We start from the raw sequence: 15,336 nt of genomic DNA on the forward strand, positions 1-15,336 counted from the left end.
ATCAAAAAAGCATAGATAAGTGGTTGTATTAATTCCTATTTAATTACCTTTGTCAATATCATAACCTCCAAACACTTATTTCAATATGAGAAAGATCACCCTCATTATGTTTACGCTGCTAATCTGTGCAGTGCAACAAGTAAAGGCACAAACTGACAGTATGCTCATCCGACCGACAGTAGATAAGAGAGTCGAACTACTTAGCATTATTTTCCGTTTAACGGGTAATCCGGAGTATAACAGAAACGATTTCAAACTCTACACAGACCGCATCGAATCGCATTTTTCTCCCTATAAAAACCACGAACTTATATCATTCGCACGCTCGTTGGTCAAGACTGACGGTGTTTCATACGATGCAGTGATGAGTATGGCCATCAATCTCGATAACCAGTTCAATCTGCCCGAAGATTATGGTTCACTGGACTCTCGTTGGAATAGGAGTCAAGTAGGGTCATTCATCAAACTGCTAAAGAAGTTTGTCAAAGACAGTCGTTTCGATGCCTTTTATCACTCGAACGAGAACTTATATAAAGAGGCTGTAAGTCGTTTTATGCCTATTTACAAAAGCATAGATACCCAATGGTATAATGATTTCTACGGGCAGAAGTCTAACGACCGGTTTCACATTATACTTTCAATGTCCAATGGCCCGGGAAATTACGGACCGAGTGTCACCGACAAGGAAAACGTACATAATGTCTTTTCAGTCATGGGAGCATGGGTTACTGATTCCGTAGGAATGGTTGTTTATCCGCCTGAATTAATCTTACCAATTTTAATCCACGAATTCAACCATTCATTCGTAAGCTTCGATCCGGAAATGTTCCGCACAAGCGGAGAACAGATTTATGCTGCGGTTGGCGAACAGATGGCGCGCCAAGCCTATGGACAATGGTCTATTGTCCTCACCGAAGCAATGGTACGTGCGGCAGTCATAAAATACATGAAAGACCATAACTTCCCGGCTGTCGAAATCACCAAAGAAACCGTCATACAAAAAACACGTGGCTTTGTCTGGATAAGCAAGCTGGTCGATGAACTCGAGAAGTATTCCTCTGGCCGCACGACATACCCGACCCTCAACAGCTATATGCCGCGGCTGGCAGAAGCTTATACAGGCTTTGCCCAATATACCGCAAACTATGATTCTATCCGTCCCAAAGTAGTTTCGATCGACGAATTTACCAACGGCGATACAACCGTTCGGAGCGACATCAAAACTATTACTGTCCACTTCGACCGTCCTTTGGTGGGCCGCGGACACTCTTTCAATTATGGTCACCTCGGAATGGAGGCAATGCCTAAAATTTTAAATGTCAACTACGCCAATGACAACCGTACCGTGATTATCGGAGTAGAATTGTTACCCGGGAAAGAGTATGGAATCACTCTTTTAGGACTCTCTTTCCGCACTCCGGAAGGAGATGCCATAAAACCCTACGAAATTTCTTTCAAGACGGCAGAGTGACACAAATTCTCTCTCACTGTCTGTGATCCAGGTAGTAAAAGGCAACCCCGTTTTAGACAAAAAGAGAAAGCAAATAACTGCATTAGCCTAAAATTGATTATCTTTGCACCCCAAAACGGAATATTATCAGAGTAATTGCTCTTTTTCAACTTTACAGGATTACTCTTCCATTTGATAGAAATACACAACTGATTGATAATATAAAAAAGACTATAATATTATGGCATTGCAATGTGGTATTGTCGGACTACCCAACGTAGGTAAGTCAACACTTTTTAATTGTCTGTCCAATGCGAAAGCACAGGCGGCAAACTTCCCTTTCTGTACAATCGAACCGAACGTGGGCGTAATTACCGTGCCCGACGAACGTTTAAATAAACTGGCCGAACTGGTACACCCCAACCGCATCGTCCCCACAACAGTAGAAATCGTAGATATCGCCGGACTTGTGAAAGGTGCCAGCAAAGGTGAAGGACTGGGAAACAAGTTCCTGGCCAATATTCGGGAAACCGATGCCATCATTCACGTACTCCGTTGCTTCGACGACGACAATGTAACCCATGTGGACGGAAGTGTAAATCCGGTTCGCGACAAGGAAATCATCGATTACGAATTACAGTTAAAAGACCTGGAAACCATCGAGAGCCGTATCCAAAAAGTACAAAAACAAGCTCAGACCGGAGGAGATAAAGCCGCTAAACAAGCTTATGACGTACTTGTGCAATTCAAGGATGCATTGGAACAGGGCAAATCGGCGCGTACGGTAACGTTCGAAACAAAAGACGAACAGAAAATAGCGAAAGAATTGTTCTTACTCACCAGTAAACCCGTAATGTATGTTTGCAATGTGGACGAAGCAAGTGCGGTAAATGGAAACAAATACGTAGACATGGTACGTGAGGCAGTAAAGGACGAAGACGCCGAAATCCTGGTAGTAGCCGGAAAAACAGAAGCTGACATAGCCGAACTGGAAACCTACGAAGACCGTCAGATGTTTCTTGCCGAAATCGGCCTGGAAGAATCGGGTGTGGCACGTCTCATTAAATCGGCCTACAAACTGTTGAACCTGGAGACTTACTTCACTGCCGGTGTACAGGAAGTACGTGCCTGGACTTACGAAAAAGGATGGAAAGCTCCACAATGTGCCGGAGTGATCCATACCGACTTTGAAAAAGGTTTTATCCGTGCCGAAGTTATCAAATACGAAGACTTCCTGCAATATGGCTCGGAGGCTGCTGTCAAAGAAGCCGGAAAGTTGGGCGTTGAAGGAAAAGAATACGTAGTACAGGATGGAGATATCATGCATTTCCGTTTCAATGTATAACTCATCCGGAATCATCTATTTTCATTCATAAACCGAAGAGGAAGGGTCATAACCCATTTCACCACTGAGTAACACGGAGTATCACAGAGTTTTTTTAAAAACTAATAATCAACAACTTTAAATCTCCTCCGTGTTACTCAGTGTCCTCTGTGGTGAGTCTCGACACCTCCTCCTGTTTTATCCCTCCTCTCTTCCAACGAAAACTCCCGGTTTTCTACTACTATCTTCAAGCAAATCATTATCTTTGCGACCGGATATCATGCCTAACAAGCAACACATAAAATATCAATAAATATGGAAAGTACCAACAGACTTCGTTATCTTATCGCAGGAACCGGAGGCGTAGGCGGAAGTATAGCCGGCTTTCTGTCACTTGCCGGAAAAGACGTCACTTGCATTGCCCGTGGAGCACATCTGCAAGCAATACAACAAGACGGACTCAAATTGAAATCAGATTTGAAAGGTGAACATGCTCTACGGATAAATGCCTGCACGGCAGAAGAATATAACGGAAAAGCTGATGTGATATTTGTATGTGTCAAAGGGTATTCCGTAAACTCTATCACAGAACTTATCAAGCGGGCAGCCCACGACCGAACGATTGTAATTCCCATATTGAATGTATACGGCACAGGGCCACGCATCCAACGTCTCGTACCGGGAGTCACCGTACTGGACGGATGTATCTACATTGTAGGCTTTGTTTCCGGACCGGGCGAAATCACTCAGATGGGAACCATCTTTCGTCTGGTATATGGTGCACACCGGGGAACCATTGTTCCGGCAGGGATGATGGAGGCCGTACAGAGGGACTTACAGGAAAGCGGCATCAAAGTAGAAATTTCTCCCGACATCAATCGGGATACCTTCATTAAATGGTCTTTTATTTCAGCCATGGCAGTCACCGGAGCTTATTTCGATGTCTCGATGGGAGAAGTTCAGAAACCCGGCAAAGTGCGCGATACTTTTATCGGACTCTCTACCGAAAGTGCTGCTCTGGGAAAGAAACTCGGAATTGAATTTAAAGAAGACATAGTCACATACAATCTGAAAGTTATTGATAAGCTGGCTCCCGAAAGCACAGCATCCATGCAAAAAGATATAGCACGCGGACACGAATCAGAGGTACAAGGTCTGCTCTTTGACATGATAACAACAGCCGAAGAGCAAGGCATCGATGTGCCTACTTATCGGGAAGTTGCTAAAAAATTCATCAAACAATAAAGATATCAATATGAACAACCTTCTTTTATCTATCAACTGGAACCCAAATCCGGAATTATTTAATCTTTTCGGCATCTCAATCCGTTATTACGGACTATTGTGGGCTATCGGAATATTCTTTGCTTACATAGTGGTGCACTATCAATATCGTGATAAGAAGATAGACGAAAAGAAGTTCGAACCGCTTTTCTTTTACTGTTTCTTCGGCATCCTGATCGGGGCACGACTGGGACATTGCCTGTTCTATGATCCGGGATATTACCTGAATCATTTTTGGGAAATGATACTTCCGGTTAAATTTCTTCCGGGAGGTGGATGGAAATTCACGGGTTATGAAGGACTGGCCAGTCATGGAGGTACCCTCGGGCTGATCATTTCTCTCTGGCTCTATTGCCGCAAAACGAAAATGAACTATATGGATGTGGTAGATATGATTGCCGTAGCCACTCCTATTACGGCATGTTTCATTCGCCTTGCCAATCTGATGAATTCCGAAATCATAGGTAAGGTAACCGATGTATCCTGGGCATTCGTTTTCGAACGGGTAGACATGCAACCCCGACATCCGGCACAGCTTTATGAAGCAATCGCCTATTTTATGCTCTTCCTGGTAATGATGTTCCTCTATAAAAACTATAGCAAAAAACTACATCGGGGGTTCTTCTTCGGACTTTGCCTGACAGCTATCTTCACCTTCCGCTTCTTTGTAGAATTCCTGAAAGAAAATCAGGTGGACTTCGAAAATAGCATGGCACTGAACATGGGTCAATGGTTAAGCATCCCGTTCGTAATCATCGGTGTTTACTTTATGTTTTTCTACGGAAAGAAAAAGAGTGTAAAATGAAACATATTATTGATATTAAAACTTGGGAGAGAAAAGAAAATTATGAATTTTTCCTTGGTTTCCAGAATCCTACTATCTCCATTACTTCAGAAGTAGAATGTTCGGGTGCCAAAACACGTGCCAAAGCCGCCGGAGAATCCTTCTTTCTGCACTACCTTTATGCCGTGTTGCGTGCTGTCAATGAAATTAAAGAGTTTCGATTCCGCATTGATTCTGAAGGACAGGTAGCCTATTTCGATACAGTGGATATGCTGACTCCCATTAAAGTGGCAGATAACGGACGTTTTTTTACTGTACGACTTCCCTGGCATCCTGATTTTAAGACTTTCTACACAGAAGCCAAAGCCATCATTAGCGGAATAGATCCGGATAAAGACCCTTATGAAGCAGAAAAGACAGGAGGTAATGATTTACTGGATGTAGTGCTCCTCAGCGCCACTCCCGATTTATATTTCACCTCACTGACCTGTACACAGGAACATCGTCACGGTAGTAATTACCCGTTGATGAATGCAGGTAAAGCCGTCATAAGAGGTGGTGTATTAGTGATGCCCATCGCTATGACCATTCATCATGGGTTTATTGACGGACACCACTTATCTCTGTTTTATAAAAAGGTGGAAGAATTTCTTAAATAATTATTTTCCCCTGACTATCTTTTTGATATCGTTCAGTTTGTTTAATGCTTCAATCGGAGTCAGATTATTCACATCCAGATTAAGTATCTCATCCCGGATCTGACATAAGACCGGGTCATCAAGCTGAAAGAAACTCAACTGCATACCTCCACGATTCTCACTGACTTCTGCCAGCGGCTTACCGGAAATTCCCTGCTGGCGGTTGTCAGATTCGAGTTGCTTCAGAATTTCATTGGCACGTCTCACAATACTTTTAGGCATACCGGCCATCTTGGCCACATGGATACCGAACGAGTGCTCACTTCCGCCCCTTTCAAGTTTCCGGAGGAAAATAACTTTGTTATCCACCTCCTTAACCGATACGTTATAATTCTTAATGCGCTTAAAGGATTTCTCCATTTCGTTTAGTTCATGGTAGTGGGTAGCAAAAAGTGTACGTGCCTTTGCCTTCGGATGCTCGTGGATATACTCTACAATAGCCCAAGCTATGGATATTCCGTCGTAAGTAGAAGTTCCGCGTCCCAATTCATCGAATAGGACAAGGCTTCGGGAAGAAATATTATTCAGAATATCAGATGCTTCATTCATCTCGACCATAAAAGTAGATTCTCCTACAGAGATATTGTCACTGGCACCGACCCGAGTAAAAATCTTATCTACCAATCCGATATGGGCGCTTTCGGCCGGAACGAACGAACCAATCTGGGCAAGCAGGGTGATCAATGCAGTCTGCCTTAACAGAGCCGACTTACCGGCCATATTCGGACCGGTAATAATGATAATCTGCTGGGTAGCGTTATCCAACAACACATCGTTAGCTATATATTTTTCTCCGATAGGCAGTTGCTTTTCAATTACCGGATGCCGTCCCTGACGAATATCCAATACATCATTATCTTCAATCACCGGGCGGATATAATTGTTCTCTTTGGCTACATTGGCAAATGAAAGCAGGCAGTCAATGCGGGCTATCTGGTTGGCATTGATCTGGATGGCAGGTATAAATTCACTTAATGCCTGTACAAGTTCTGTATACAGGCGAGTCTCCAATACCAGGATCTTGTCTTCGGCACCCAGAATTTTCTCTTCATATTCTTTCAGTTCCTGAGTGATATAACGCTCCGCATTTACTAACGTCTGCTTACGTATCCACTCTTGCGGCACTTTATCTTTATGCACATTCCGCACTTCAATATAGTATCCGAAAACACTGTTATAAGCAATCTTCAAACTTGGTATTCCTGTCAGTTCACTTTCACGTTGCTGTATCTTAAGCAGATAATCTTTGCCAGAATAAGCTATCTGACGTAATTCATCCAGTTCCGGATTCACTCCGTCTTTAATGACTCCTCCCTTATTTATCAACAAAGGAGGATCATTATTAATTTCCTTCTCAATGCGGTCGCGAATAGAAATACAAAGATTCAACTGCTCTCCAATACGATTCAAACTGGGATTATCGGCCTGTTGACAAGCCTCTTTAATAGGTTCAATTGCTTGTAAAGCAACTTTTAACTGTACTACCTCACGAGGAGAAACACGCCCGACGGCTACTTTTGAAATGATACGTTCCAAATCTCCGATCCGATGCAGTTCGTCTTCAATCAACTCCCTGAAATCCGGTTTACGAAAGAAGTACTCTACTACATTCAGCCGGTCGTTAATGGGTTTCTCATCTTTTAAAGGAAATACCATCCAACGCTTCAACAGACGGGCTCCCATAGGACTGATAGTCTTGTCAATAACATGAAGCAAACTGCTGCCGCCATCGTTCATGCTACCGATCAACTCCAGACTGCGCACTGTAAATTTATCAAGACGCACATATTTGTCTTCTTCGATACGGGCTAATGAAGTGATATGTCCTACCTGCGTATGTTCCGTCATATCCAGATATTGCAGGATAGCTCCGGAAGCTATAATACCATTCTTGAGATGCTCAACCCCGAATCCTTTCAGATTTTTTGTTTCAAAATGCTTCAGCAACTTCTCCCGGGAACTGGATTCGGTAAACACCCAATCATCCAGTTCAAAAGTAAAGAATTTACTTCCGAAGTTTCCTTCAAACATTCCGCGTTTCCCACGTTCGAAAAGAATCTCTTTCGGAGCAAAATTATTCAGCAGCTTATCTACATAGTCAAAAGGTCCTTCAGCCGTCAGGAACTCTCCGGTAGAAATATCCAGAAATGCTATTCCACAAGCCGATTTTCCAAAATGAACAGCTGCCAGAAAGTTATTTTCTTTATAATTTAAAACGTTATCATTGATAGAAACACCGGGAGTAACTAACTCCGTAATGCCGCGCTTCACCAATTTCTTCGTTGTCTTAGGATCTTCAAGCTGGTCACATATGGCCACCCGCTTACCTGCACGGATCAATTTCGGCAAATATGTATCTAACGCATGATGCGGAAATCCCGCCATCTCAACGGTTTTACCTTTTCCATTGGCACGTTTTGTGAGAGTAATTCCTAATATTTCAGCTGCAATAATCGCATCGGTAGAATAAGTTTCATAGAAGTCTCCGCACCGGAACAGCATCACTGCATCCGGATGCTTAGCCTTCAGGTCAAGAAACTGTTTCATCATCGGGGTTAATTCAATATCATTGCTCACGGATAGTCTTCTTTTTAAGTTCATAAATAACAAGGCAAAGATAGCGGTTTCCCTCAAATCTACCTATCCTAACAGACAGTTTTACCATACCTAAAATAATGTATATTGATCGGTCTGCCCCTTATTCCGATAATAAGTTTGGCTATCATCATTTCTAAATAAACCTTTCAAAAAGAGTCTGTTTTATTAATAACTTTATTATATCCTTTAAAATATATTATAAAATACCTATTTTTATCCGAATTACTTGCTATTTCCGCAGGAAGTCGTACCTTTGCAATGTGTTTTTCATAGTATTAGATTTAAGGTTAACAAAGGTTGGAGCAAGGCGTTGCTCCTTTTTTTATGCCTATACCCCAACATTCTCTCAACTGAAAGAAATATCAAAACGCCCTCCGATCCACCCCAAAATAGAATATCAGAGCCTTCAATACTTAACAAATCACATTATTTTCTTAAAACGTGTTATAAAACATACTAAATTACTTGGTTTATTTGCTATTTTCGCAGAAAGCCGTACATTTGCAATGTGTTTTTCATAGTATTAGATTTAAGGTTAACAAAGGTTGGAGCAAGGCGTTGCTCCTTTTTTTATGCCCGTACTTATCTATCCCACTCCATAAGGCTTCTCTAAAAAAGCTTATAAAAACCTTAACTTTTAGCCTGTTAATAATTTCTATCATGAAACAAATGGAGCAATAAACGTACATAAAGACAAAAATACTGGTAACAGTGATTATATTAGCAGAAAAATAATAAAGAAATCGGGATATAGTTTACAAAGACTATATCCCGATTCGTTATCCTTTCAGCACATCTTCGTGCTCAAACCTATTGAATGAATGTCATCATTTTTATCTTTTGAGTAATCATATACCTAATCGATGATTACAAATATAAATACTAAAATTCAAATTATCAACAAATATAAGATTTTTATTTTCTGATTCTTCCTTTCCATACCTATTTTGTTTTTTAGCTATCTTCGTGGTTATCTGAAAATAATCATGTAAATTTGCTCCCTCATATAAAGCATATATTATAAATCACTATAAACAAAAGGTTATCGCTATGGAATATAATTTCAGGGAGATCGAAAAGAAATGGCAGAAAATTTGGGTAGACAACCATACCTACCAGGTAAATGAAGATGCATCCAAACAAAAATTCTATGTACTCAATATGTTCCCCTATCCTTCGGGTGCCGGACTGCACGTAGGTCATCCTCTGGGATATATTGCCTCAGACATTTATGCGCGCTATAAACGCCTGCAAGGATTTAACGTATTGAACCCGATGGGATATGATGCTTACGGACTGCCGGCCGAACAATATGCTATTCAAACCGGACAGCACCCTGCAATTACCACTGTTAATAACATCAATCGCTATCGTGAACAATTAGATAAGATTGGTTTCTCTTTCGACTGGAATCGTGAAATTCGCACTTGCGATCCGGAATATTATCATTGGACTCAATGGGCATTTATCAAAATGTTCAACAGCTATTATTGCAATGATGAAAAACAGGCACGTCCCATCGAAGAGTTAATAGAAGCTTTTGGTACCAATGGAACACAAGGTATGAACGTAGCCTGTGGCGAAGAAATGGACTTTACTGCTGACGAATGGAATGCTAAAAGCGAAAAAGAACAACAGGAAATCCTCATGAACTACCGTATAGCCTATTTGGGCAATACAATGGTAAACTGGTGTCCGGCTTTGGGTACCGTACTTGCCAATGATGAAGTAGTTGACGGTGTTTCCGAAAGAGGCGGCTATCCCGTTATTCAAAAAGTGATGCGTCAGTGGTGCCTGCGCGTATCCGCTTATGCACAACGTTTGCTCGACGGACTTGAAACCGTAGAATGGACCGACTCGCTGAAAGAAACTCAACGCAACTGGATAGGACGCAGCGAAGGTGCTGAAATGAACTTTAAAGTGAAAGATTCGGATATTGAATTTACTATCTTTACAACCCGTGCCGACACGGTATTTGGAGTTACTTTCATGGTGCTTGCCCCGGAAAGTGAATTGGTAGCCAAGTTGACCACTCCGGAACAAAAAGCCGAAGTAGACGCTTATCTGGACCGTACCAAAAAACGTACCGAACGCGAACGTATTGCCGACCGCAGCGTAAGCGGCGTATTCTCCGGAAGCTATGCCATTAACCCATTGACCAACGAACCCATACCGGTATGGATTAGCGATTATGTATTAGCAGGTTACGGTACTGGTGCCATCATGGCTGTACCTGCACACGACAGCCGTGACTATGCTTTTGCGAAACATTTCAATCTGGAAATTCGTCCGCTGATCGAAGGTTGCGATGTCAGTGAAGAAAGCTTCGACGCCAAAGAAGGCATCATGATGAATTCTCCCCGTCCGGGAGCTCCCGAAGGCGGACTCGTATTGAACGGATTGACCGTAAAAGAAGCAATCGCCAAAACTAAAGAATATATCAAGGCAACCGGATTAGGCCGTGTGAAAGTCAATTTCCGTCTGCGTGATGCAATTTTCTCACGTCAGCGCTATTGGGGCGAACCATTCCCGGTTTACTATAAAGACGGAATGCCTTACATGATCGATGAAAGTTGTCTCCCGTTAGAGTTGCCGGAAGTAGCTAAATTCCTTCCTACAGAAACAGGTGAGCCCCCATTGGGACATGCTACCAAATGGGCATGGGATACTGTCAACAAATGTGTAACAGACAATGACAAAATCGACAATGTAACCATTTTCCCACTGGAACTGAATACGATGCCGGGATTTGCCGGTTCATCCGCCTATTATCTGCGCTATATGGATCCGCGCAATCACGAAGCCCTCGTTTCTCCCGCCGTGGATCAGTACTGGAAAAATGTAGACTTATATGTAGGAGGTACGGAACATGCTACCGGACACTTGATTTATTCACGTTTCTGGAATAAGTTCCTGCACGATTGGGGTATCTCCGTAGCCGAAGAGCCTTTCCAGAAACTGGTCAATCAGGGAATGATACAAGGACGAAGTAACTTTGTTTACCGTATCAAGGATACTAATACTTTCGTATCTCTCAATCTGAAAGATCAATATGAAGTTACTCCTATCCACGTCGATGTCAACATCGTATCCAACGATATCCTCGATCTGGAAGCTTTCAAGGCTTGGAGACCCGAATACGAAATTGCCGAATTTATTCTAGAAGACGGCAAGTATATCTGTGGATGGGCTGTTGAAAAGATGAGTAAATCTATGTTCAATGTGGTAAATCCGGATATGATTGTTGAAAAATACGGTGCCGATACACTCCGCATGTACGAAATGTTCCTCGGACCGGTTGAACAGTCAAAACCTTGGGATACGAACGGAATAGATGGCGTACATCGTTTCATCAAAAAATTCTGGTCTTTGTTCTATGACAGAAACGGCGAATATCTGGTAAAAGACGAACCGGCTACCAAAGACGAACTAAAGGCACTCCATAAGCTCATTAAGAAAGTAACCGGTGATATCGAACAGTTCTCCTACAATACTTCGGTAAGTGCTTTCATGATCTGTGTCAACGAACTCTCAAGTTTGAAATGCAGCAAAAAAGAAATATTGGAGCAGCTCGTTGTGGTCCTCGCTCCCTTCGCTCCCCATGTTTGCGAAGAATTATGGGATACATTAGGAAACACCACTTCCGTATGTGATGCACAATGGCCGGCATTTAATGAACAATACCTGGTAGAAGATACGGTTAATTACACGATTTCTTTCAATGGCAAAGCCCGCTTCAATATGGAGTTTCCTGCAGATGCCGCCAGCGATGTAATTCAAGCCACCGTACTTGCTGACGAACGTTCGTTGAAATGGACAGAAGGTAAAACACCGAAGAAAGTTATCGTAGTCCCGAAGAAGATTGTTAACGTTGTTATTTAATACCTACACACAAAATGATTAGTAAACCCACAAAATCCGATGTAATGCGAGAGTTGAGAGATTATATTTTCATCACTCTCGGACTGATAAGTTATGCGTTAGGCTGGACAGCCTTTCTTATTCCTTATCAGATTACTACAGGTGGAACAACCGGTATCGGTGCCATCATCTATTATGCAACAGGCTTTCCTATCCAATGGTCTTATTTCATTATCAATGCTGTGCTGATGACATTTGCCATTAAGATACTTGGTCCGAAATTCAGTATAAAGACGACATATGCCATCTTTATGCTTACTTTCTTCCTATGGTTCTTCCAACTGATCATTGTGGACGATAAAGGAGCTCCGCTTCAGTTGGTAGGAGAAGGGCAGGACTTTATGGCTTGCATCATCGGAGCCATCATGTGTGGTCTCGGATTAGGGGTGGTATTTAATAATAACGGCAGCACGGGTGGTACCGATATCATTGCAGCCATTGTTAATAAATACAAGGATGTTACTCTCGGACGAATGATCATGTTTTGTGATATCATCATCATCAGTTCATGCTATTTCATTTTTAACGACTGGCGCAGAGTGATATTCGGTTTCGTTACCTTGTTTATCATCGGCTTCGTTCTGGACTATGTAGTCAACAGCGCCCGTCAATCGGTACAATTCTTTATCTTTTCGAAAGATTATGCCAAGATTGCCGACCGCATTACGAAAGAAACCCATCGGGGAGTGACCGTACTTGACGGATTGGGCTGGTACAGCCAGAATAATGTAAAAGTATTAGTTGTACTTGCCTACAAACGTCAGTCACTCGATATTTTCCGTTTAGTGAAAGATATCGATCCGAATGCTTTTATTTCGCAGAGTTCGGTAATCGGTGTATATGGTGAAGGATTCGACCGCCTGAAAATAAAATAAACTGCATACAATGAAACGTAAACTTGTTTTCGCAACCAATAATGCACATAAGCTGGAAGAAGTATCTGCTATCTTAGGAGATAAAGTCGAACTACTCAGCCTGAATGACATCAATTGTCATACAGATATTCCGGAGACAGCAGAGACTCTTGAAGGCAATGCATACCTCAAATCATCTTTTATTTACCGCAACTACGGATTAAACTGCTTTGCCGATGACACGGGACTGGAAGTTGAATCACTGGGAGGTGCTCCGGGTGTCTATTCGGCCCGTTATGCCGGTGGAGAAGGACACAATGCGGAAGCCAACATGTTGAAACTCCTCCACGAACTGGAAGGAAAAGACAACCGTAGAGCACAATTCCGTACGGCTATTTCGCTCATTCTGGATGAAAAGGAGTATCTCTTCGAAGGAATCATAAAAGGCGAAATAATCAAAGAAAAAAGAGGTGATTCCGGATTCGGATACGATCCGATATTCGTTCCTGAAGGATACGACCGGACCTTTGCCGAATTAGGTAATGAAATTAAAAATCAAATCAGTCATCGTGCTTTGGCTGTGAACAAACTATGTGAATTTCTTCGTTCGATCTGATTGATAAAACGAAATAAATAAAATGAATCCTTCGGCTGAATATAATTTCAAACCGAAGGATTTTTTTATACTTACCGATGTCGGCAGACGGCACTTCCCCACCCGCTACTAATGTGACCAAGTATGACATCAAACATCAGGAGATAAATGGGTACATGCAAAATACATAACGAAGCTGAATAAAATTCATTTCAATACTTCATTCATCCTGAAACACTAAGCTTACATTACAAAAACATCCGGATGTTCTGCATTAGAACATCCGGATGTTTTATATCATAACATGGGGATCTTATTTAGCAAAACATCCCCATGTTGTTACTCTATACTCTTTACTTTATTCTTCCGGACTCTATCCTTTTTCTCTGGTCCTTTATCCAATTTATACCTCTTTTTCCTAAAGAGTAACCGCTATTCAATGGATCTTTCCTGTTTAAACACTATACACTTATTATTAACAGGTATTTCAACCGATCTTGTTAATAACAAAAAATCGTATTATACCTTTATATATAAGTATAGTACGATTCTTTTATATGATAAATACATTCAATATTAACCGGAAAGTTAACTTATTATTCACAACCTGTTTATAAGCTTAACTTAGCTGAAATCTCCAGCATCCGTTTAATCGGCTTTACCGCCTCTCTGGCAACTTCCGGGTCAACAGTCACTTCTGGGAATTCGTATTTAAGGCAATTATAGAGCTTTTCCAGCGTGTTCAGCCGCATGAAGTTACATTCATTGCATCCACAGGTACTATCGTTAGGAGGAGCCGGAATGAATGTTTTTTGAGGGCACTTTTTCTGCATCTCGTGTAAGATACCTGCCTCCGTGGCCACAATGAACCGTTGCTTGTCACTGTTTACTGCATATTTTAATAAAGCCGCCGTAGAACCCACCATATCGGCCAACTTTAATACCACACTCTTACATTCGGGATGCGCCAATACTACCGCATCGGGATATTGTGCTTTCAGTTCTACAATCTTCTCCACCGAAAACTGTTCATGCACATGGCAAGCTCCGTCCCACAACAGCATTTCACGTCCTGTAATCGAATTGATATAATTCCCCAAGTTACGATCCGGGCCGAAAATAATCTTTTCATCCCTCGGGAAACTTTCAACGATCTGTTTTGCATTGGTCGAAGTCACTACTACATCTGTCACCGCTTTCACAGCTGCCGTTGTATTCACATACGAAATCACCGTATATCCCGGATGTGCTTTCACAAACTCAGCAAACTTGTCCGCCGGACAGCTGTCTGCCAACGAACATCCTGCATTCAAGTCGGGCACCAGTACCTTCTTGTCCGGACAAAGCACCTTTGCGGTTTCTCCCATGAAATGAACGCCACACATCACAAGAATATCCGCATCGGTTTTGGCTGCAATTTGAGCCAAAGCCAAACTGTCTCCAATATAGTCGGCAATATCTTGTATTTCGCCTTTCTGGTAATAGTGTCCCAAGATTACCGCATTCTTTTCTTTTTTCAGTTCATTGATGGCTGCTTTCAGATCAATGCTTTTGTCTACGGGTTCGTCAACGAATCCCTTATTCACCCATTCTTCTCGATTCATTATATTCTTATTTTTTCTCTTCTTTTAAAAAGAAATCCTTTGTTAGTGATTATAGCCTGTTAATAGTGTTAGCAAATAAACCGGCTTTTTCTTGCCGGATAAGTTATTAGTTACTTATCTAAGTTTATAATCAGTTTATGAACGTGTCTATTTATTGATAATAAGCTATATTGCTAACTTCATTAACACCTTGTTGATAAAGTGCAAAGTTAAAAACTTTATGG

10 protein-coding genes are annotated in these 15,336 nt (G+C 41.8%); 8 read left to right on the forward strand and 2 right to left on the reverse strand.

Annotated features, from left to right (window positions below):
- Positions 1-85 precede the first annotated feature (85 nt).
- The 5 genes from FDF36_RS19355 (at position 86) to FDF36_RS19375 (ending at position 5,501) form a co-directional block, all read left to right on the forward strand.
- Positions 86-1,471, forward strand: a complete 1,386-nt coding sequence (locus FDF36_RS19355; RefSeq protein ID WP_220392442.1) for a DUF4932 domain-containing protein — start codon at positions 86-88, stop codon at positions 1,469-1,471.
- A gap of 220 nt (positions 1,472-1,691) precedes the next feature.
- Positions 1,692-2,795: a redox-regulated ATPase YchF gene (gene ychF / locus FDF36_RS19360; RefSeq protein ID WP_005782865.1), complete on the forward strand. Its 1,104-nt coding sequence runs from the start codon at positions 1,692-1,694 to the stop codon at positions 2,793-2,795.
- Between the two features lie 294 nt (positions 2,796-3,089).
- Positions 3,090-4,019 (forward strand): ketopantoate reductase family protein, encoded by a 930-nt coding sequence (locus FDF36_RS19365; protein WP_220392443.1) that lies wholly within the window; start codon positions 3,090-3,092, stop codon positions 4,017-4,019.
- A gap of 10 nt (positions 4,020-4,029) precedes the next feature.
- Positions 4,030-4,863 (forward strand): prolipoprotein diacylglyceryl transferase, encoded by an 834-nt coding sequence (gene lgt / locus FDF36_RS19370; RefSeq protein ID WP_220392444.1) that lies wholly within the window; start codon positions 4,030-4,032, stop codon positions 4,861-4,863.
- Complete coding sequence (locus FDF36_RS19375) at positions 4,860-5,501, forward strand: chloramphenicol acetyltransferase (RefSeq protein WP_220392445.1); 642 nt, start codon at positions 4,860-4,862, stop codon at positions 5,499-5,501. Before lgt ends, FDF36_RS19375 begins: the two co-directional genes overlap by 4 nt.
- On the opposite strand, the gene mutS is transcribed toward FDF36_RS19375, so the two are convergent.
- Entirely contained in the window at positions 5,502-8,117 is a 2,616-nt protein-coding gene (gene mutS / locus FDF36_RS19380) for a DNA mismatch repair protein MutS (RefSeq protein ID WP_220392446.1), read from the reverse strand. It lies immediately after the preceding gene.
- Positions 8,118-9,188: 1,071 nt separating this feature from the next.
- Here mutS and leuS point away from each other — a divergent pair.
- From leuS to FDF36_RS19395, 3 genes are read left to right on the forward strand one after another with little or no spacing between them, the layout of a single operon-like run.
- Positions 9,189-12,020 carry a leucine--tRNA ligase gene (gene leuS, locus FDF36_RS19385; protein WP_220392447.1) on the forward strand — a complete coding sequence of 944 codons (2,832 nt, stop codon included), beginning with the start codon at positions 9,189-9,191 and terminating at the stop codon, positions 12,018-12,020.
- A 14-nt stretch (positions 12,021-12,034) separates the two neighbouring features.
- Positions 12,035-12,934 carry a YitT family protein gene (locus FDF36_RS19390; protein WP_005783550.1) on the forward strand — a complete coding sequence of 300 codons (900 nt, stop codon included), beginning with the start codon at positions 12,035-12,037 and terminating at the stop codon, positions 12,932-12,934.
- Positions 12,935-12,944: 10 nt separating this feature from the next.
- On the forward strand, positions 12,945-13,529 hold the full coding sequence (locus tag FDF36_RS19395) for a non-canonical purine NTP diphosphatase (RefSeq protein WP_005822500.1): 585 nt from the start codon (positions 12,945-12,947) through the stop codon (positions 13,527-13,529).
- 590 nt (positions 13,530-14,119) lie between these two features.
- Here FDF36_RS19395 and nadA read toward each other — a convergent pair.
- Positions 14,120-15,112 (reverse strand): quinolinate synthase NadA, encoded by a 993-nt coding sequence (gene nadA / locus FDF36_RS19400; RefSeq protein ID WP_220392448.1) that lies wholly within the window; start codon positions 15,110-15,112, stop codon positions 14,120-14,122.
- Between the last annotated feature and the right edge of the window lie 224 nt (positions 15,113-15,336).

Origin of the sequence: Bacteroides fragilis, from assembly GCF_019583405.1 — a bacterium.
In the GTDB taxonomy this organism is placed as follows: domain Bacteria; phylum Bacteroidota; class Bacteroidia; order Bacteroidales; family Bacteroidaceae; genus Bacteroides; species Bacteroides fragilis_B.

What these genes read in the sequence shown, in the direction of transcription:
- FDF36_RS19355 (WP_220392442.1), top strand. Translation starts at nt 86, where the DNA reads ATGAGAAAGATCACCCTCATTATGTTTACGCTGCTAATCTGTGCAGTG.
- ychF (WP_005782865.1), top strand. Translation starts at nt 1,692, where the DNA reads ATGGCATTGCAATGTGGTATTGTCGGACTACCCAACGTAGGTAAGTCA.
- FDF36_RS19365 (WP_220392443.1), top strand. Translation starts at nt 3,090, where the DNA reads ATGGAAAGTACCAACAGACTTCGTTATCTTATCGCAGGAACCGGAGGC.
- lgt (WP_220392444.1), top strand. Translation starts at nt 4,030, where the DNA reads ATGAACAACCTTCTTTTATCTATCAACTGGAACCCAAATCCGGAATTA.
- FDF36_RS19375 (WP_220392445.1), top strand. Translation starts at nt 4,860, where the DNA reads ATGAAACATATTATTGATATTAAAACTTGGGAGAGAAAAGAAAATTAT.
- leuS (WP_220392447.1), top strand. Translation starts at nt 9,189, where the DNA reads ATGGAATATAATTTCAGGGAGATCGAAAAGAAATGGCAGAAAATTTGG.
- FDF36_RS19390 (WP_005783550.1), top strand. Translation starts at nt 12,035, where the DNA reads ATGATTAGTAAACCCACAAAATCCGATGTAATGCGAGAGTTGAGAGAT.
- FDF36_RS19395 (WP_005822500.1), top strand. Translation starts at nt 12,945, where the DNA reads ATGAAACGTAAACTTGTTTTCGCAACCAATAATGCACATAAGCTGGAA.
- nadA (WP_220392448.1), bottom strand. Translation starts at nt 15,112, where the DNA reads ATGAATCGAGAAGAATGGGTGAATAAGGGATTCGTTGACGAACCCGTA.